The 17,622-nt window shown below is 65.4% G+C and carries 17 protein-coding genes; 12 read left to right on the forward strand and 5 right to left on the reverse strand.

What is annotated here, in order from left to right; all coding sequences use genetic code 11:
- Positions 1-24: 24 nt before the first annotated feature.
- The 9 genes from RHPLAN_RS02870 to RHPLAN_RS02910 all read left to right on the forward strand — a co-directional run bounded on the left by RHPLAN_RS02870 (position 25) and on the right by RHPLAN_RS02910 (position 9,062).
- Positions 25-1,761 (forward strand): amidohydrolase, encoded by a 1,737-nt coding sequence (locus RHPLAN_RS02870; protein WP_198164684.1) that lies wholly within the window; start codon positions 25-27, stop codon positions 1,759-1,761.
- A gap of 146 nt (positions 1,762-1,907) precedes the next feature.
- Complete coding sequence (locus tag RHPLAN_RS02875; protein WP_068013654.1) at positions 1,908-2,690, forward strand: ABC transporter ATP-binding protein; 783 nt, start codon at positions 1,908-1,910, stop codon at positions 2,688-2,690.
- Positions 2,687-3,691: an ABC transporter substrate-binding protein gene (locus RHPLAN_RS02880; protein ID WP_068013656.1), complete on the forward strand. Its 1,005-nt coding sequence runs from the start codon at positions 2,687-2,689 to the stop codon at positions 3,689-3,691. The genes RHPLAN_RS02875 and RHPLAN_RS02880 overlap by 4 nt, the downstream gene beginning before the upstream one ends.
- A complete protein-coding gene (locus tag RHPLAN_RS02885) occupies positions 3,691-4,488 on the forward strand; it encodes an ABC transporter permease (RefSeq protein WP_068013657.1) in 798 nt (265 codons plus the stop codon). The genes RHPLAN_RS02880 and RHPLAN_RS02885 overlap by 1 nt, the downstream gene beginning before the upstream one ends.
- Complete coding sequence (locus RHPLAN_RS02890; protein WP_198164685.1) at positions 4,478-5,248, forward strand: ABC transporter permease; 771 nt, start codon at positions 4,478-4,480, stop codon at positions 5,246-5,248. The genes RHPLAN_RS02885 and RHPLAN_RS02890 overlap by 11 nt, the downstream gene beginning before the upstream one ends.
- An 18-nt stretch (positions 5,249-5,266) precedes the next feature.
- The gene (locus tag RHPLAN_RS02895) at positions 5,267-6,766 is read left to right on the forward strand and encodes a carboxylesterase/lipase family protein (protein ID WP_068013660.1); all 1,500 of its coding nucleotides are present in this window, start codon (positions 5,267-5,269) and stop codon (positions 6,764-6,766) included.
- Between the two features lie 6 nt (positions 6,767-6,772).
- Positions 6,773-7,480, forward strand: a complete 708-nt coding sequence (locus RHPLAN_RS02900; protein ID WP_068013662.1) for an isochorismatase family protein — start codon at positions 6,773-6,775, stop codon at positions 7,478-7,480.
- Positions 7,481-7,499: 19 nt separating this feature from the next.
- The gene (locus tag RHPLAN_RS02905) at positions 7,500-8,192 is read left to right on the forward strand and encodes a cyclase family protein (RefSeq protein WP_068013664.1); all 693 of its coding nucleotides are present in this window, start codon (positions 7,500-7,502) and stop codon (positions 8,190-8,192) included.
- A 186-nt stretch (positions 8,193-8,378) separates the two neighbouring features.
- On the forward strand, positions 8,379-9,062 hold the full coding sequence (locus RHPLAN_RS02910; protein WP_084244207.1) for a M15 family metallopeptidase: 684 nt from the start codon (positions 8,379-8,381) through the stop codon (positions 9,060-9,062).
- 472 nt (positions 9,063-9,534) lie between these two features.
- Here RHPLAN_RS02910 and RHPLAN_RS02915 read toward each other — a convergent pair whose 3' ends face one another.
- From RHPLAN_RS02915 to RHPLAN_RS02925, 3 genes are all read right to left on the reverse strand, one after another.
- Positions 9,535-9,780, reverse strand: coding sequence for a hypothetical protein (locus RHPLAN_RS02915; protein WP_068013666.1), 246 nt, complete (start codon positions 9,778-9,780; stop codon positions 9,535-9,537).
- A gap of 145 nt (positions 9,781-9,925) precedes the next feature.
- The gene (gene proB / locus RHPLAN_RS02920) at positions 9,926-11,068 is read right to left on the reverse strand and encodes a glutamate 5-kinase (protein ID WP_068013668.1); all 1,143 of its coding nucleotides are present in this window, start codon (positions 11,066-11,068) and stop codon (positions 9,926-9,928) included.
- Between the two features lie 71 nt (positions 11,069-11,139).
- Positions 11,140-12,054, reverse strand: a complete 915-nt coding sequence (locus RHPLAN_RS02925; protein ID WP_068013670.1) for a LysR family transcriptional regulator — start codon at positions 12,052-12,054, stop codon at positions 11,140-11,142.
- Positions 12,055-12,167: 113 nt separating this feature from the next.
- Here RHPLAN_RS02925 and RHPLAN_RS02930 point away from each other — a divergent pair, with 113 nt between their 5' ends.
- Positions 12,168-12,908: an SDR family oxidoreductase gene (locus RHPLAN_RS02930; protein ID WP_068013672.1), complete on the forward strand. Its 741-nt coding sequence runs from the start codon at positions 12,168-12,170 to the stop codon at positions 12,906-12,908.
- Between the two features lie 162 nt (positions 12,909-13,070).
- Complete coding sequence (gene petA, locus RHPLAN_RS02935) at positions 13,071-13,739, forward strand: ubiquinol-cytochrome c reductase iron-sulfur subunit (RefSeq protein WP_068030476.1); 669 nt, start codon at positions 13,071-13,073, stop codon at positions 13,737-13,739.
- A 43-nt stretch (positions 13,740-13,782) separates the two neighbouring features.
- Here the strand turns inward: petA and obgE are convergent, their stop codons facing one another.
- Positions 13,783-14,826, reverse strand: coding sequence for a GTPase ObgE (gene obgE, locus RHPLAN_RS02940; RefSeq protein ID WP_068013674.1), 1,044 nt, complete (start codon positions 14,824-14,826; stop codon positions 13,783-13,785).
- Between the two features lie 70 nt (positions 14,827-14,896).
- Here obgE and RHPLAN_RS02945 point away from each other — a divergent pair, with 70 nt between their 5' ends.
- Positions 14,897-15,808, forward strand: a complete 912-nt coding sequence (locus RHPLAN_RS02945) for a DMT family transporter (protein WP_068030483.1) — start codon at positions 14,897-14,899, stop codon at positions 15,806-15,808.
- 168 nt (positions 15,809-15,976) lie between these two features.
- On the opposite strand, the gene RHPLAN_RS02950 is transcribed toward RHPLAN_RS02945, so the two are convergent.
- Positions 15,977-17,545, reverse strand: a complete 1,569-nt coding sequence (locus RHPLAN_RS02950) for a rhodanese-like domain-containing protein (RefSeq protein ID WP_068013676.1) — start codon at positions 17,543-17,545, stop codon at positions 15,977-15,979.
- Positions 17,546-17,622: the final 77 nt, after the last annotated feature.

Consider the following 17,622-nt stretch of genomic DNA (forward strand, 5'->3'; position numbering starts at 1 on the left):
ATGAACAACGAGACGCGACCGAGCATGCGAAGCCCGAAAGCCCCTGGCGCAGCCGATCTGGTGCTCCATGACGGCCGTATTCTGACGCTCGATGCATCCGATACGGTTGCGGAAGCGATCGCCGTGCAGGGCGAGCGGATCGTTGCAGTCGGCCGCTCGGCCGATCTGCTGCCCTTGGCCGGGCCAAGCGCTACCGTGATCGATCTGCGCGGCCGCACGGCGATGCCCGGCCTGATCGACGGCCATGCCCATGCGGATCGCGAGGGCCTGAAGAGCCTGTTGCCGAATCTCTCCAGCGTAAAATCAATCGCCGACATCCAGGACCGCGTCGCCGAGGAGGTGGCACGGGCCACGCCTGGCGCGTGGCTGGTGTTCAATCCGGTCGGCGACCCGCCCGAGTTTTCCGGCATCCCGGGAGCGCTGCGCGAGGGCCGGATGCCGAACCGGCTCGATCTCGACAAGGTCGCGCCGGACAACCCGGTCTATATCCGTGCGCCGTGGGGATACTGGCCGAACGTGCTGCCGCTCTATTCCAGCGCCAACAGCGCGGCGTTGCGGGCCGCGGGCATCGACAAGGTGACGCCATCGCCGTCGCGCCTCGTGACCATCGAGAAGGATGCGGTCAGCGGCGAGCCGACCGGCGTGTTTGTCGAACAGACGCTCGAGCCGATCGTCGAGTTCACGCTGATGGCCTGCGCGCCGAACTTCACCATCGAGCAGAGGGCGCAGGCGCTGCGCCATTCGATGCGCGCCTACAACGCCGCAGGCACCACGAGCGTGTTCGAAGGCCACGGCATCTCTTCCGACGTCATGGCGGCCTATCAGATGGTCCGCAACGCGGGCGACATGACGCTGCGCGCGCATCTGGTGTTCAGCCCGAGCTGGGGCAGCGCCACGAAAGATGACGTGCGGCTGATGCTCGCGAGCTGGGTGCAATGGCTCGCGCGCCGGGGCCTCGGCGACCACTGGCTGCGGGTCGCCGACATCTACACGGAGATCAACGAAGCGCCGGAGACGCGGCTGCGCCGCCGCATGCCGGTGCAGACCGGCTGGGCGGGTTACAGCCCGGATTCGGGCCTGCCGCGCGAAGCGGTGTTCGAACTGATGCTGGAGGCCGCGCGCAACGGCATCCGCGTGTCCGGCATCTGGGCCAATCTGCTGGAGCTGTTTCGCGAGGTCGACCGCATCGTGCCGATTGCGGGGCGGCGCTGGGTGCTCGGCCATCAGCGGACGCTGGATCGCGAGCAGGTCGCGCTCGTGCGCGATCTCGGCGTTGCGCTGACGACGCACACCAACCGGCACATCTACAAGCAGGGCTCGGCGATCCGGGCGAGCATCGGCCGGGACAAGGAAAGCACCATCGTGCCGATCCGCACGCTGCTCGATCAGAACGTTCCAGTGGCCTTCAGCACGGACGGCGTCCCGACCAGCCTGTTCAATCCGGTCTGGCAGGCGGTCGAGCGCGTCGACCGCGACACCGGCGACGTGATCGCGCCCGACCAGCGGATCAGCCGGGTCGAGGCGTTGCGCTGCGCCACGTCGGGCGGTGCGTTCCTGACCTTCGAGGAGGCCGAGAAGGGCACATTGGAGCCCGGCAAGCTCGCCGACATCGTCGTCACGACCGAGGACCCGATCGCGATCGAGGCCTCGCGCCTGCGCGATATCGTTGCCGCCGTGACGATCGTCGGCGGCAAGGTGGCTTATGTTCGCGACAAGTCGCCGGTTGACGCGAGCACGCCAGCTTCCATGCTGTCATCCTAGGCAGGATGCCTGTGTCGAGACCACGGGAAGGGTGCGAAGAGCCGCAATATTCCGCAGCGCGGGCCTCGACAATGTTTGGCGTTAAGATAGTTTACGTCGTGATAAATAGGATGCTCCGCTTGAGACGAGTTCCAGTTGGGTAATCCATGCCATCCGATCCGATCATCGCGTTTGACAATGTCGGCGTCCGGTTCGGAGGCGAGCAGATCTATGACCGGCTGAACTTCGACGTCCGGCGCGGCGAATTTGTCTGCATTCTCGGACCTTCGGGCTGCGGCAAGTCCACGTCGCTCCGCATGATCGGCGGATTGCTCGATGTGACGGCCGGGCGCGTCACGGTCGACGGCCGGGCGCCCGGCGATGCCTGGCCCGAGATCGCGTTCGTGTTCCAGTCGCCGCGGCTGGTGCCGTGGCGCAGTGCGCTCGACAACGTGTTGCTCGGCTCGGAGCTGCGCTTCGGCCGCGGCGACAAGGAGCAGCGCCGCACGAAAGCCACCGAGCTTCTCCGGCTTGTGGGCCTTGGCGATGACACCCATAAATATCCGTCGATGCTGTCGGGCGGCGAACGCCAGCGCGTCTCGATTGCGCGCGCGCTCGCGGTCGATCCCAAGATCATCCTGATGGATGAGCCGTTCTCGGCGCTCGATCCCAACATGCGCTCGCGCATGCGCGCCGAGGTGGAGCGCATCTGGCTCAAGATGGGCAAGACCGTGGTGTTCGTCACCCACGACATCGACGAGGCGTTGCAGCTCGCCGACCGCATCGTGGTGCTGTCGAACAAGCCGACGCATGTTCTCGAAATCATCGAGCTGACGGCGCCGCGGCCGCGCGATCTCGGCGATCGCGAACTCGATACACATCGGCAGAAACTGGTTAAGCTGTTCCGCTCGCTGGAGCAGCCGGATCGTCAGAAGGAAAACGTCGCATGATCAAACGTCGCTCCGTCCTCAAGCTGCTTGCTGCGAATGCCCTTGCAGCGCCTGCTATCATGACCGTGGCCCGGCCGGGCTTTGCCAAGGAGAAGATCACCTACGCCTATCTGCTCGATCCGGCTTATGACGCTGTCACCTGGGCGATGAGCAACGGCAAGGTGAAATCGGATCTGATCGACGTCGAGGCGCGCGGACTTGCGATCCCGCAGCTCATCCAGGCGACGTCGGCCAAGCAGTATGATGTGATCATGACCGCGGTGATTGCGGTGCCGCCAGCCGCGGCGCGCGGTCTGGAATTGCGCGTGCTGTCGACGGCGCTGCAGCAGTCGGCCGCGGGCGAGGGCGCCGGCGTCTGGGTGAAGAGCGACTCGCCGATCAAGAGCCCCAAGGAGCTCAAGGGCAAGTCGCTCGGCTCATACGCATTGCGCTCGACCGGCTACACCCAGATCCGGCTCGCGCTGATCAAGAAGTACGGTCTCAACGCCGCGCTCGAAGGCGGCGATCTCAAGCAGGTCGAGATCCAGGCGCCGAACCTTCCCGGCGCGCTCGCCGCCGGCCAGATCGATGCAGCGACGCTCATTCACAGCCAGGCGTTTCGCGCGTTGAAATCCGGCGAGTTCCGGGCGATCGCCGAGACCGGGCGCGATAACGTCGAAGTCTTCGGCATGCGCTTCATCAGCGCGCTCAACGTGTCCTATCCGGAGCGCCTTGCGCAGCGCCCGGAGGCCTTCAAGGAATTCAACCGCATGTTCCGCGAGTCAGTGCGCTATGCGCTGGCGAACGGCGACGAGGTGTTCGGCGCGGTCGGCAAGCAGAACAACCTGCCGCCGGAGTTCTTCAAATGGTGGTTCGAGAAGAGCTCTGATGTGCCCGGCATCTTCGACGAAGAGCACGCCAAGATCATCATGAAATTCTACGAGCTCTCCAAAGAGATCGGGATGATCCAGGCATTCCCGGATATCCGGACGCTGGTCTGGGAGCACGCGCTGCGCGCCTGATGGTCGACACCGGCATCGCGCTTGCTCGTGAGGCCCCGGTGCGCGGCTGGTCCGCGCGGAATGTCGCCGCGCATCTGTTCACGGTGGCCTGTCTTGCGATCTGGGAGGGGGCGTCGCTGGTCGCGCCGTCCTACCTGCTGCCGGGACCTGTTCCCGTTGTGCAGCGGCTCTGGGTGTTCGTCACCAGCGCGCGCGATCTCGGCCATCTCGGCGCCTCGCTGTTTCACGTCGCCACCGCGATCGCGATCTCGTTCGTGATCGGTACGCTGCTCGCGCTCATTCCCTATTACGTGCCGGTGCTGCGCTTCGCGATCGAGCGCCGCATTGGCCCGTTCCTCAACGCGTTCTCGGCGATCGGCTGGACGCTGCTTTCGATCATGTGGTTCGGCGTGACGCCGTTCACCGTCATTTTCGCCATCAGCGCCGTTCTGGTGCCGTTTGCGCTGGTCAATATGACCGCGGGGCTCAACAACATCGACGCCGAGATGATCGAAATGGCGGGAAGCTTCACGCGCAAACGTTCGCGGATGTTCGCGCTGGTGATCGTCCCATCGCTCTATCCGTTCATCTTCGCGACGCTGCGCATCATGTTCGGCGTGGCCTGGAAGGTGACGCTGACGGCCGAGCTGTTCGGCGGCAATTCGGGTCTGGGCTACATGATCAACCTGGCCCGCCAGGAGTTCGACACCACCACGATCTTTGCCGCCATCGTCCTGATCATCGCCTTCGTCCACGGCATGGACCGTTATGTGCTCGGTCCACTGCAGCAGAGCGTGTCGCGCCACTATGCCGGCTAGAGCGACATCCATCCGCACCGTGATCGCCGAGCGGCTGATCGGCGAGGGCGTCGTCGTGCTTGCGCTCGTGGCCTGGTGGCTCGCCGCGCGCGGGCTGCCGGAATTCATCCTGCCCGGTCCGCTTCCGGTGGGGAAGCGGCTGGCCGAACTGTTCGTGACGCCGGAATTCCTGTTTCACATGGCGGCTTCGGCGTGGCGGGTGCTGGTCGCGATCGTGGTCGCGATGCTGATCGGTGGCGGGCTCGCGTTTCTCGCCTGGGGCGTGCCGTGGCTCGAGACCGTGGTCGAGGACCGCATCAAGCCGGTGCTCAACTCGTTTCCCTCGATCGGCTGGGCGATCCTCGCTGCGATCTGGTTCGATCCCGGCGACTTCGGCGTGATCTTCGTCGAGATCGCGATCCTGATCCCGTTCTGCCTGATCAATATCGCCGAGGGCCTGCGCAACATCGACCGCGAGCTGATGGAGATGGGCCGGAGCTTCACGCGCGACCGCGCGCGCATCCTGTTCCGGCTGACGCTGCCGCTCCTGGTGCCTTATGGCCTGTCGGCGACGCGCATCGCCTACGGCATTGCCTGGAAGATCGCGCTGGTCGCAGAACTGCTCGGTGCGCCGAGCGGGCTCGGCTATCTGATGCTGCGCGCCCAGACCGCGGCCGACAGCACGACGTTCCTTGCCACCTGCTTCGCCATCGTGCTGATTTTCGTTCTCGGCGAGCGGCTGGTGATCGTGCCGCTGGAGCGGCGCTTTGCGCGCCGCTGAAGACGGAGTTGCACAGTGATGACCATGATCGACGATCTTGTGGTGCAAACGAAGTCCGGCACGCTGCGTGGCGCGCGGGAGAACGGCCTCACCGTGTTCCGCGGTGTGCCTTATGCGGCAGCGCCTGTGGGCGAGTTGCGCTTTGCGCCACCGCAGCCGGTCGCGCCCTGGCGCGACGTGCGCGATGCCACGCGCGACGGTCCTGTTCCGCCGCAGGGCCGTTCGCGGCTCGCCCATGTGATGGGCGACTTCGAGCGGCCGCAATCGGAAGACTGCCTGACGCTCAACATCTGGACGCGGGCGACGGACGGCAAGAAGCGGCCGGTGATGGTGTGGATCCACGGCGGCGCGTTTTCCAGCGGCGCGGGTTCGCTGCCCTGGTATTCCGGCGAGCGCTTCGCGCTCAACGGCGACGTCGTGGTGGTCTCGATCAATTACCGGCTCGGCGCGCTGGGCTTTCTCTGCCTGCCCGGCGTGAGCCCGGGCAACCTCGGGCTGCTCGATCAGGTCGCCGCGCTGAAGTTCGTGCGCGACAACATCGCGGCGTTTGGGGGCAACCCGGATAACGTTACGGTGGTGGGACAGTCGGCCGGCGGAGCATCGATCTCGATTCTGATGACGATGCCGCTCGCGGCGGGATTGTTTCGCCGCGCGATCCTGCAGAGCGCGCCGTTCGGCCGCCCGGCGCGAACGCTCGAGGACTCGCACCGGATAGGCCGGCGCTTTCTTGAGGTGTTGGGGCTCAAGCCTGAGCAGGCCGACGCGCTAAAATCGCTGCCGTTCGCCAAGCTTGTCGCGGCTCAGGGCGAAGTGGGCCGGCTGGAGAAGAAATTCGCCGACACCCAGGCGCCGTTCTGGCCGGTGATCGACGGCGATGTCTATCCGGGCGAGGTCGGGCCGGCACTTGCGGCCGGCGCCGGCCGCGACATTGACGTGATGGTCGGCACGACGCGCGAGGAGATGGCGGCGTTCTACGGCATCGATCCGGATATCCCGAAGGCCGATGCGGCCGCGATCGAAGGCGTGTTCGCCGCGATGTTCAAAACGGGCCACCGCGCCGTCTATGACGAGACCCGCCGCATGCGTGCCTCAAGCGGCAATGCGGCCCTGCTCGGCGATCTGATGACCGACGTGAACTTTCGGATGGGCAGTCTGCGCTTTGCCGAGGCTCGCGCCGACCAGGGCCGGCCGGCTTACGTGTTCCAGTTCGACTGGCAATCGCCGGAAGGCTTCGAGGCCTGTCACTGCATCGAGATCCCGTTCGTGTTCAACAATTTTGAGCATTGGACCGACGCGCCGATGGTCAAAGGCGCCGATCCGAAGGTGGCAAGCGGTCTCGCCGAGGCCATGCACCGCGCCTGGATCGCATTTGCGCGGACCGGCAAGCCCGATCATCCTGGCCTGCCGGTGTGGCCGGCCTATCGCCGCGAGGACCGCATGACCATGCGCTTCGACACCATGATCGGGCCGGTGAGCGATCTGGCCGGTCTCAACTGGCGCACGCCCTGGACAAGGTAACCGGCCATGCATTCCGTCACGGTGCGTAAGGAGATCGCCGACCGGGTGCTGCAGCGCCGCGGCCGTTATCACCTGTTCGACCGGCTCGATCCGGCACGCACCGCGCTGGTGGTGATCGACATGCAGGGGACGTTCTGTGCACCGGGAAGCCCGGCCGAGGTGGCGGCGTCGCGCGGCATTGTCGAGCCGATCAACGGGCTCACTGGAGAGCTTCGCAAGCTCGGCGTTCCGGTCATCTGGGTGCTGCACGCCAACAACCGGATCGGCGGCAAAAGCGACTGGGAGCTGTTCTTCAACACCATCGTGGCCGACGCCGTGAAGGAGAAGACGCTGGAAAGCCTCGCGGCCGAAAAGCAGGAAGTCTGGTCCGGGCTCGTCACGGCGCCGGCCGACCACACGGTGCTGAAGAACCGCTACAGCGCGCTCATCCAGGGCTCGTCGCAGCTCGAGCGGACGTTGCGCGGCATGGGGATCGACACCGTGCTGATCGCGGGCACCAAGACCAACGTCTGCTGCGAGTCGACCGCACGCGACGCCATGATGCTGGACTTCAAGGTGGTGATGGTCGAGGACTGTTGCGCAGCTTTGTCGGATGACGAGCACCGCTCGGCGCTGGAGAACGTTATCCAGCAGTTCGGCGACGTGATGACGGCAAGCGAGGTGCTGGCGCGGCTGCGGCAGATCGAGAACGAGCCGGTAAAGAACCCGCCGTAACGTCAACCGGGAAACGCTCATGATTCTGATCGATCTCAGCCGCGACATCGAGCACAAGATGCAGGTGTTGCCGAACCATCCGCAGGTCATCATCACAACGTTCTCGACTCATGACGAGCAGCGGATGGCCGACGGCTACAGCTTCTCCTCGGCCACCATGGCGCTGGTGCTGGGCGATCATGCCGGCACCCATGTGGACGCACCCAAGCACTTCGATGCCGATCCCAAGGCCAAATCGATCGACGAAATGCCGCTGGAAAATTTCTTCACCGAGGCAGTGTGTCTCGACCTCTCGCACAAGCCGCTCAAGTCGGACATCTCGATCGACGATCTGGAGAAGGCCATCGCGGCCGCGGGCGTTGAGATCAAGCCCAAGGACACCGTGCTGCTGCACATGGACTTCTATCGGCGCACCCAAGGCACGCCGGCGTTCATCACCGACTTTCCGGGGTTGACCAAAGAATCGGCCACTTGGCTCGGAAAGAAAGGCATCGGCATGTTCGGCGTCGAGGCGGTGAGCCCGGGGCGCACCGGACGCAACAATTTCGAGGTGCACCATGTCTGCCGCGACATGGGTTTCACGCACATGGAGGGGCTGGTGAACCTCGACAAGCTGGTCGGCAAGGGCCGCTTCAAGTTCATCGGCTTTCCGATCAAGATTAAAGGCGGCACCGGCGCGCCGATCCGCGCCGTGGCCTGGCTCGATGGTTGATTGTTTGCCGGTGAGCGCTCTCAACCCGCCTCGTCCTGAGGAGCGGCCGCAGGCCGCGTCTCGAAGGGCGGGGCGGCCACCGAAGCCACCCCATCCTTCGAGACGCGCAGCTTCGCTGCGCTCCTCAGGATGAGGTGGGGAGAGAACAGCGTTCGCGGCGATAGGCCTATCTGCTAAACAGGAATCATGATTCGACGGATCGCCATCGCAGTCATCATGTTGTCGCTCACGCCCGCCGCAGCACTGCCGAAAGACCAGCCGCGACCCGACACGTTCGTCGATGTGACGACGATCGCGCCCGGCATTCTGATCGAGGCGCGTTACGCCACTGCTCACAATTTCGTCGGTCACGTGATCGACGGGTACGAGAGGCCGATCTGCTATCTCACCAAGCCGGCGGCGGCGGCGCTGGCACAGGTGGTGGCCGATCTCGAGACGCGCGGGCTGACGCTCAAGGTCTATGACTGCTACCGGCCGGAGCGTGCCGTGGCGCACTTCGCGCGCTGGGCGCAGAATCTCGGCGACACGAAAATGAAGGCCGAGTTCTATCCGCATGTCGACAAGAGCACGCTGTTTCGCGACGGTTACATCGCGTCGCGCTCCGGCCATTCGCGCGGCTCGACCACGGATCTGACGCTGGCGCGCCGCTCGGATGGGCAGCCGCTCGACATGGGCACGCCGTTCGATTTCTTCAGCCCGCACTCGTGGCCGTCGGACAGAAGCGTGAGCGCGGAGGCACAGGCCAACCGCGCGCTGCTCGCGCAGGCGATGCGCAAGCGCGGGTTCTATCCTTACGACAAGGAGTGGTGGCACTTCACGCTGCGCCACGAGCCCTATCCGCAGACCTATTTCGATTTCGTCGTGCGCTAGCCTTAAACGGAAAACCCGGCTCGTTGAGCCGGGTTTGGCCGGGCGGCGATCAGCCGCCTTCGCAGTTCAATGTCCCACTCGCCGAAGAATTCTTCCGCAAGTTACGCCAGCGGAAGTTACGCCTGAGTGTGTCACGTCGCGCCACATCAATGCGGCAATCGGGCCGCAGTTCCCTCTTGCACAAAAAAAGCGGGAGGCATTGCTGCCTCCCGAAGGGACTGCTGGGGATTAGCGTCGGTCTGACGACGCCTCGCGGTTCGCTCACATGGTCGAGCGCGAGTTCTGGGCGCTGTTGCTTGTGATTTTCAGTGCCCGTATCAGCGAATTTCGTATTGCCATTGCAGCCTAATATGGGCGCGTTCTCAACGTGTTGGTTTGCCGCGTGACAATGGACCGCAGTTCAAAATGATGGGCCGGAATGCGCAAACGGGGAGCCTTGCGGCTCCCCGTCAGCGAAACAAAACAACGAGGATCAAAGGCTCGTGCGGGTGTTCTTGCCGTACGGCTTATAGGGCTTGAAATTCTCGTTCTTCTTGGTGCTGAGAATCAGCATTGCAGGCAGCACGCCAATGGCCGGAAGCGGATGCGCCATCGGCTGCGGTGCCTGTGCCTGCGGCGCGGGAGCATGCCTCTTCGACTTGGCGAAAGCGGGTGCTGCGGCAAACGTGCCGGCGGCGAGGACGGCCGCGGCCGCGATGGTGCTGATGGTTTTACGCAAGGTATGTCTCCCCTCGTGATGCTCGTTGTTGATGGCTCGCTTGTGCGAGGCCGGAACGAGTGGAGGGGACACCATCCATCGCGGCAATTTGCTCGATTGCCGCGCGTCATTTGACCGCAGGAATTTAACTGACAAGCACGCGCAATTACGCGCCGCCGAGCACGAGATCGTCGCGGTGGACCATCTCGGCGCGGCCCTCGATGCCGAGGATGAGCAGAATGTCGCTCGACGATTTGCGCATGATTTTGGCGGCGTCGCCGGCGTCGTAGGCCACAAGTCCGCGACCGATCTCGGCGCCGTCGGGACCGCGGATCACCACCGCGTCGCCGCGGCCGAAGTTGCCGTCGACGCGGATCACACCTGCGGGTAGCAGGCTCTTCCCACTGCGCAGTGCTGAGGCCGCGCCCGCATCGATGGTGAGCGTGCCCTTGGGTTCGAGCGAGCCCGCGATCCAGCGTTTGCGCGACGTGACCGGATTGCCCGAGGCGAGAAACCAGGTGGCGCGCGCGCCGCTCTCGATCGATTTCAAGGGATGATCGACATGGCCCGACGCGATCACCATGTGCGTGCCCGCCGTGGTTGCGATCTTGCCGGCCTCGACCTTGGTGCGCATGCCGCCGCGCGAATGGTCGGAGGCCGCGTCACCCGCCATCGCCTCGATCTCGGCGCCGATGCGCGGCACCAGCGGAATGTGCCTGGCGTTTGGATTGTTCGCCGGCGGTGCGTCGTAGAGTCCGTCGATGTCGGAGAGCAGCACCAGCAGATCGGCGCTCACCATGGTGGCGACGCGCGCGGCAAGCCGGTCGTTGTCGCCGTAGCGGATCTCGCTGGTGGCAACCGTGTCGTTCTCGTTGATGACGGGGACGCTGCGCCATTCCAGAAGCTTATCGATGGTCGAGCGGGCGTTGAGATAGCGGCGGCGCTCTTCGGTGTCATCGAGCGTCACAAGAATCTGGCTCGCGGTGATGTCGTGGCGGCCGAGCACCTCGGACCACGTGCGCGCCAGTGCGATCTGGCCCACGGCGGCCGCGGCCTGGCTGTCCTCGAGCTTCAGCACGCCACGCGGCAGTTTCAACACCGAGCGTCCGAGCGCGATCGAGCCCGACGACACCACCATGACGTCGCGCTTGCCCTTGTGCAGCCGGGCGATGTCGTCAGCGAGCGAGGCGAGCCAGCTCTCCTTGACACGGCCAGCGGCCGAATCGACGAGCAGCGACGAGCCGACCTTGATGACGATGCGGCGGAAGTCGGTGAGAGCAGGAGTCTTTGTGGGCGCCTTGGCGGACATGACGGTGTTGCGAAAATCCCAACAGAATCGCGCCTATCCAACATAGGACGGCCGGGAAGTCCATTGTGGGGTCAGGCGGCAGGGAGGCCGGCCGCCGGCGCGCGGGCGGCGAACTCCCTGGCCAGCCAGTCGATGAAGACGCGCACCCGGGGCGATAGCTGCCGGCTGTGCGGATAGAGCGCCGAAACCGGCGTGGGCGAGGGCCTGAAATCCGGCAGGGCCTCGACCAAGGTGCCGGCCGCGAGATGAGGCTCCACGTGATAGAGCGGCACCTGGATCAAGCCGAGCCCCTGCACGGCCAGCGCCACGCTGGTCTCACCGCCCGTGACCGTCACGGTGGCAGGCAGCGTGACATGGCGCAGCGTGCCGTTCACGGTGAACTCCAGCGGCAGCACGTTGCCGGTTCGCGAGGAGACGAAGCCGATCATGCGGTGGCCTTCGAGATCGTCGGGCGTGCGCGGCCGCCCGAATTTTTCGAGATAGTCTGCGCTGGCGCACGTCACCTCGATCAGCGTGCCGACGCGCCGGCCGATCATGGTGCTGTCGCCGAGTGCGCCCGCGCGCACCACGCAATCGATGCCCTCGCGAATGAGATCGACCAGCCGGTCGCCCTCGCCGATATGCAGCTGCAGGTCGGGATATTCGGCGAGGAAGCGCGGCAACCCGGGCAGCAGGAAATGCCGCGCCATGGTGCCGTGCACGTCGATGCGGAGAAGCCCGCGCGGTTTGACGCCGGTGAACGCGCCTTCGGCTTCTTCGATGTCGGCGACGATGGTGAGGCAGCGGCGGTAATAGGCTTCGCCGTCGAGGGTCGGGCTGACGTGGCGGGTGGTGCGCTGGAGCAGCCGGACGCCGAGGCGCGTTTCGAGCTGCTGCACCGTCTCGGTCACGGTGGAGCGCGGCAGGCCGAGATCGCTGGCGGCGAGCGTGAAACTCCTCCGCTCCACGATCCGGGCGAACAGCCGCATGGCGTCGAGCCGGTCCAAATCAATTATTCCCGATATCCGAATTAAGATGCCAATTTATGCCAGATTATCTGCTTTGAGTGAATGGCTAGGTTCGCCCCATGGAAATTCAATTCCCAAGGATGGAGGCTCAAATGACCAGCCAGACCAACAAGGTCGCGATCGTGACCGGCGCGTCGCGCGGCATCGGCGCCGCGGTGGCGCAACGGCTCGCCACGGACGGCTTCACGGTCGTCGTCAATTATTCCGGCAGCCAGGCCGAGGCCGAGGCGGTGGTTCGCAAGATCGAGGCGGCCGGCGGCCGGGCGCTAGCCGCCAAGGCCGATGTCAGCGATCCGGCCGCGATGCGGCGGCTGTTCGATTCGGCGGAGGCCGCGTTCGGCGGCGTCGATGTGCTGGTGAACAACGCCGGCATCATGCAGGTGACGAAGCTCGCCGACGCCGACGATACGATGTTCGACCGGCACATCGCAGTCAATCTCAAGGGCACGTTCAACGGCATGCGCGAGGCCGCGAAGCGACTGCGCAACGGCGGCCGCATCATCAACTTCTCGACCAGCGTCATTGGACTGCGCGCCGAAGGTTACGGCGTCTACGGCGCGACCAAAGCCGCGATCGAAGCCATGACGCAGATCCTGTCGAAGGAGATGCGCGGCCGCGCGATCACGGTCAATGCGGTGGCGCCAGGTCCGACCGCGACCGATCTGTTCCTCAAGGGCAAGTCCGAGCAGCTCATCGACCACATGGCGAAGCTCAACCCGCTGGAGCGGCTCGGCACACCGGAGGACATCGCGGGCGCGGTGTCGTTCCTCGCCGGACCCGACGGCGCCTGGATCAACGGTCAGGTGCTGCGCGCCAATGGCGGGATGGTGTGAGCGGTCGATCACATTGACGAGCGCGTGCAGGGCTGGCGCTGGAAATTCCTTCGCCAGCCCTTATGTCGATTTTGACTCGAGGATCGATCCGAGCGGGCATTAGTGTCGGATGGGTCGATCAGCCGCGAGCCGGGCGACGCGAAGCTTTGGAGCCTGGCCGTCATGCCCCCGATTCAAAACGATTCATCCCATCGCGCCTTGATCACAATCCCGTCTGACGGCGAAACGAGGCGCGATTTTCTCACCATTGCGACAGGCGCGGTGGCTGCCGTAGGTGCTGCGGCAACCCTCGTCCCGCTTCTCGGACAAATGAATCCCGACGCCGCAACCATCGCGGCGGGAGGACCGGTCGACGTCGATCTCGCGGGCGTTCAACCCGGCCAGCAGATCGTGGTCCGCTGGCGATCGCGCCCGATCTTCATCGTGCATCGCACGCCGGCGATTCTCACCGCGCTACGGAATTCGCAATTGCTCGCCCAGCTTGCCGATCCGCAGTCCGAGCAGATCCAGCAGCCACCTTACGCCGTCAATTGGCATCGATCGGTGAAGCCGGAGTTTGGCGTGCTGGTCGGAATCTGCACGCATCTGGGCTGCATTCCGATGTTCGAGCCGCAGCCCAACCCAACCAGCCCGGCGCCAAACTGGCTTGGCGGCTATTTTTGCCCGTGCCACGGGTCCAAATACGATCTGGCGGGTCGCGTGTTCAGCGGCGTGCCGGCTCCCTACAATCTGCCTGTGCCGCCGTATCGTTTCGTCAGCGATACCAAGATCAGGATTGGCGAAAATCCGACGGGCGCGAACTTCGACTTTGACGATGTCAGGCAGATTTGATCGCAGGTGAGCAGAAGCTCGCGGCGCCTGGCGGTTGCCTGCGCTAAGGCTGCCAAGCGGGCGCGGTGGATTTCCGCGTCCGCTTCGGCTTTTCATCCGCGGCTTTGCCGATCACCTCGACCAGCGCGCGCAACGCCTCGGGCACGCCCTTGCGGGAATGCGCGGAGAGCAGCAACGGCGTCTTCTTGCAGGCGCGCTTGAGCCGCGCCGCCTGCTCCTTGATCTGCTCCGGCGTCATGGCGTCGATCTTCGACAGCGCCACGATCTCGGGCTTCTCGGTGAGGCCGCCGCCATAAGCTTCGAGCTCGGCGCGCACGGTTTTGTAATCCTTGCCGGCGTGCTCGCCGGTGCCGTCGACCAGATGCAGCAGCACGCGGCAGCGCTCGACATGACCGAGGAAGCGGTCGCCCAGGCCGGTGCCCTCATGGGCGCCTTCGATCAGACCGGGAATGTCGGCCAGCACGAATTCGCGGCCGTCGATCTCGACCACGCCGAGCTGCGGCGTGAGCGTGGTGAACGGATAGTCGGCGATCTTGGGCCGGGCCGCACTGGTCGCGGCGAGAAACGTCGACTTGCCAGCGTTCGGCAGGCCGACCAGGCCGGCATCCGCGATCAGCTTCAGCCGCAGCCAGATCCAGCGTTCCTCGCCGGGCTGGCCGGGATTGGCGTTGCGCGGCGCGCGGTTGGTCGAGGACTTGAAATGCGCGTTGCCGAAGCCGCCGTTGCCGCCCTGCAGCAGCACCACGCGCTGCCCGGGGTCGGTGAGGTCGGCCAGCAGCGTCTCCTTGTCGTCATCGAAGATCTGGGTGCCGACCGGCACCTTGAGCACGATGTCCTCGGCATTGGCGCCATGGCGGTCCTTGCCCATGCCGGCGACGCCCGCGCGCGCCTTGAAGTGCTGGGAGTAGCGGTAATCGATCAGGGTGTTGAGGCCTTCGATCGCCTCCACAACCACGTCGCCGCCGCGGCCGCCATTGCCGCCGGAGGGCCCGCCGTGCTCGATGAACTTCTCGCGCCGGAACGCGACGCAGCCGTTCCCGCCGTCGCCGGAGCGGATATAGACCTTGGCCTCGTCGAGGAATTTCATGGCCTATAGGTAGCGATCAAAGCTGCAATTGGAAAGATTTACGCCGCATTTGCGCGGCAAGGCCTGCCTCATGGTTTCCAGCACCACCATCAGTCTGGTCGACCGCCGCGCAGCCGTCGCCGGAATCGGCCTGATGACGGCCGGGATCTTCATGTTTGCGGTCAACGACGCCATGGGCAAATGGCTGGTCGCGACCTATTCGGTCGGCCAGCTGCTGCTGGTCCGGAGCATCGCGGCGCTGATCCTGCTGGTGCCGTTCATCTGGCGTGACCGGGCGACATTTGCGCGGGCGCCGCGCTGGGGCATGCAGACGCTGCGGGCCGTGCTGGCCACGGCGGAGGTCGGCTGCTTCTACTGGGCGGTGAGCTATCTGCCGCTCGCCGACGTGATGTCCTACTACCTCGCCGGGCCGATCTTCGTCACGGCGATTGCGGGCGCGTTCCTCGGCGAAGCGGTCGGCTGGCGACGCTGGAGCGCGGTCGCGGTGGGCTTCGTCGGCGTGGTCGTGTGTCTTCGCCCGGGCTCCGCGGCGCTGAGCTGGCCGGCGCTGATCGCGCTGGCCGGAAGTCTGACGTTCTCGCTGTCGATGATCTCGACGCGGACGCTGCGCGGCACCAGCGACACCGTGCTGGTGACGTCGCAGACGGTCGCGGCACTCATCTTCGGCGCGGTGCTGTCGCCTGCATCATGGGTGACGCCGTCGATGCGCGATCTGGTGCTGCTCGCGCTGCTCGGCATGGTCGCGATGATTGCGCATGTCTGCGTCAACCGCTCGCTGAAGCTTGCGCCGGCCTCTACGGTGGTGCCGTATCAGTACACGACGATCGTCTGGGCCGTGCTGTTCGGCTATCTGGTGTTCGGCGATTGGCCCGATGCCTTCATGCTCGCGGGCGCCGCGATCATCATCGGCGCGGGCTTGTTCATCTTCCTGCGCGAGCGGCAGTTGGCGCGGCGTGCGTCATTCTCCGAACCGCCGCCGTGATCGGCGGTCCTGACCTCCCCCTAAAAGGGGGAGGTCGACGCGCGAAAGCGCGTCGGGTGGGGGTCACTTTTGCCTGTAACAATTGACCCTCTCCCCAACCCTCCCCCTTTCAGGGGGAGGGAGCTCACCGCCGGTCTCGCTGCATGGTCTTGAAGTTAAGACAACGCCCTACGGCATGAACTTCGTGGTGCCGTCGCGGGCGATGCGCGGCAGGAGATCGACCTCCCACGACAGGTACTCGTTCATTGCGCCCTTGGTGTCGCCGGAGCGCTCGTAGGGTTTCGGCCAATAGTCGAGCGGCTCGTCGGCCATGCGCGGGTCGGTCGACAGCGGCAGGCCGGCCTTCGTCCAGGCGGCGTTGCCGCCGCGCAGATATTTCGCCGGCATCTTGGATTCTCGCGCCGCGAGACTGGCCAGGACGCCGTCCTCCGACGTCAGCACCAGCGGCCCGTTCATCGGAATCTTCGCAAGAGCCTGCGACAGACGCGTGCGGATCGCGTACCAGGCGCCAGGGATATGACCTCTGCGGTAAGCCGGGCTCAAAGAGAGGTCGACCACGGTGGCGTGGTCGTTCGACACCAGTTCCGACAATTTGTGAGCCTCGATTGCGAGCTCCGAGGGCACCGCGGGCCCGAGCACCGGCGCGACCGGACGCGCCTGCTCGTTGCCGCCGGCGACCAGCACGAAGATGTCGCGCCAACCCATCTGCTTCAGCCAAGACGCCGTCATGATGGCGCGCACTGCGCGGTCGTCGATCAGCACGATGCGGGCGTTGAGCGTGCCGACATATTGATCGGTCGCCTGCACGAGCTGTCCGCCCGGCGCATTGATGGCGCCCGGGAAATGGCCGGCCGCATAGTCGGTCGGATCGCGCACGTCGAACACGTAGAGCGTGCGGGTGACGTCGGCGCGGAAGCTCTCCAGGGCCTCGCGGTTGATCTGCATCACGCCGAATTTCTTGCCGACGCGATCGGCCGAAGCCTGGGCCCAGGCCAGCGCATCCGCGGAGAGTTCGCCGTAGCGTCGGGTCTTGCCGTTGTCGGGCGCAAAGCCCGCGAGCGTGTAGCCCATGGTGCCGTTGCGCAGCGCCACCACCTTGTTCGGCAGGCCGGCATTGATCAGCGACTGCGCGCCGATGATGCTGCGCGTCCGCCCGGCGCAGTTCACCACCACCAGCGTCTCGGGCTTGGGCGCAATGTCGTGAATGCGCAGCACGAGCTCGGCGCCTGGCACGTTGGTCGCGGACGGGATCGAAACGCGCTGGAACTCGTCGAACGGCCGGCTGTCGACCACCACCATGTCGGTGCCGCTCTTCAGGAGGTCGTTGAGCTCTTCGGGCGAGACGCTCGGCGTGTGGTTGATGTGCTCGATGTGCTCGCCGAATGCCTTGCTCGGCACGTTGACGCCGGAGAACAGCTCGTAGCCGGCCTTCTCCCATCCGGCGAGGCCGCCTTGAAGGAAGCCGACATCGGTGTAGCCCGCGGCACCGAGGACAAGCGCTGCGCGCTCGACGGCACCGTCGCCGTCGTCACAAAGAACGACGCGGGTGCTCTTGTGCGGCACGAGCTGCGCGAAGCGCAGCTCCAGGCGGCTCAATGGGATCGACCGCGCCCACAGCAGATGGTTGCGCGAGAAAATCAGCTCTTCGCGCACGTCGATCAGCGCGAGCTCACGTCCGTCATTGAGCATGGCCTTGACGGTGGCGGGATCGAGCGGGCGGGCGGTGGCTTGGGGCATTGGTTCCTCAAAACAGATGGCCGGCCAAAAAACATGGCCGGCGTTAGGCGCCGGCCATGACGATACGATGTCGCGGG

The organism is Rhodoplanes sp. Z2-YC6860, from assembly GCF_001579845.1.
Classification (GTDB): Bacteria; Pseudomonadota; Alphaproteobacteria; order Rhizobiales; family Xanthobacteraceae; genus Z2-YC6860.

Bases quoted from the DNA above. Each gene is read 5' to 3' on its own strand.
- RHPLAN_RS02870 (WP_198164684.1), top strand. From the start codon at position 25: ATGCGAAGCCCGAAAGCCCCTGGCGCAGCCGATCTGGTGCTCCATGAC.
- RHPLAN_RS02875 (WP_068013654.1), top strand. From the start codon at position 1,908: ATGCCATCCGATCCGATCATCGCGTTTGACAATGTCGGCGTCCGGTTC.
- RHPLAN_RS02880 (WP_068013656.1), top strand. From the start codon at position 2,687: ATGATCAAACGTCGCTCCGTCCTCAAGCTGCTTGCTGCGAATGCCCTT.
- RHPLAN_RS02885 (WP_068013657.1), top strand. From the start codon at position 3,691: ATGGTCGACACCGGCATCGCGCTTGCTCGTGAGGCCCCGGTGCGCGGC.
- RHPLAN_RS02890 (WP_198164685.1), top strand. From the start codon at position 4,478: ATGCCGGCTAGAGCGACATCCATCCGCACCGTGATCGCCGAGCGGCTG.
- RHPLAN_RS02895 (WP_068013660.1), top strand. From the start codon at position 5,267: ATGACCATGATCGACGATCTTGTGGTGCAAACGAAGTCCGGCACGCTG.
- RHPLAN_RS02900 (WP_068013662.1), top strand. From the start codon at position 6,773: ATGCATTCCGTCACGGTGCGTAAGGAGATCGCCGACCGGGTGCTGCAG.
- RHPLAN_RS02905 (WP_068013664.1), top strand. From the start codon at position 7,500: ATGATTCTGATCGATCTCAGCCGCGACATCGAGCACAAGATGCAGGTG.
- RHPLAN_RS02910 (WP_084244207.1), top strand. From the start codon at position 8,379: ATGATTCGACGGATCGCCATCGCAGTCATCATGTTGTCGCTCACGCCC.
- proB (WP_068013668.1), bottom strand. From the start codon at position 11,068: ATGTCCGCCAAGGCGCCCACAAAGACTCCTGCTCTCACCGACTTCCGC.
- RHPLAN_RS02930 (WP_068013672.1), top strand. From the start codon at position 12,168: ATGACCAGCCAGACCAACAAGGTCGCGATCGTGACCGGCGCGTCGCGC.
- petA (WP_068030476.1), top strand. From the start codon at position 13,071: ATGCCCCCGATTCAAAACGATTCATCCCATCGCGCCTTGATCACAATC.
- obgE (WP_068013674.1), bottom strand. From the start codon at position 14,826: ATGAAATTCCTCGACGAGGCCAAGGTCTATATCCGCTCCGGCGACGGC.
- RHPLAN_RS02945 (WP_068030483.1), top strand. From the start codon at position 14,897: ATGGTTTCCAGCACCACCATCAGTCTGGTCGACCGCCGCGCAGCCGTC.
- RHPLAN_RS02950 (WP_068013676.1), bottom strand. From the start codon at position 17,545: ATGCCCCAAGCCACCGCCCGCCCGCTCGATCCCGCCACCGTCAAGGCC.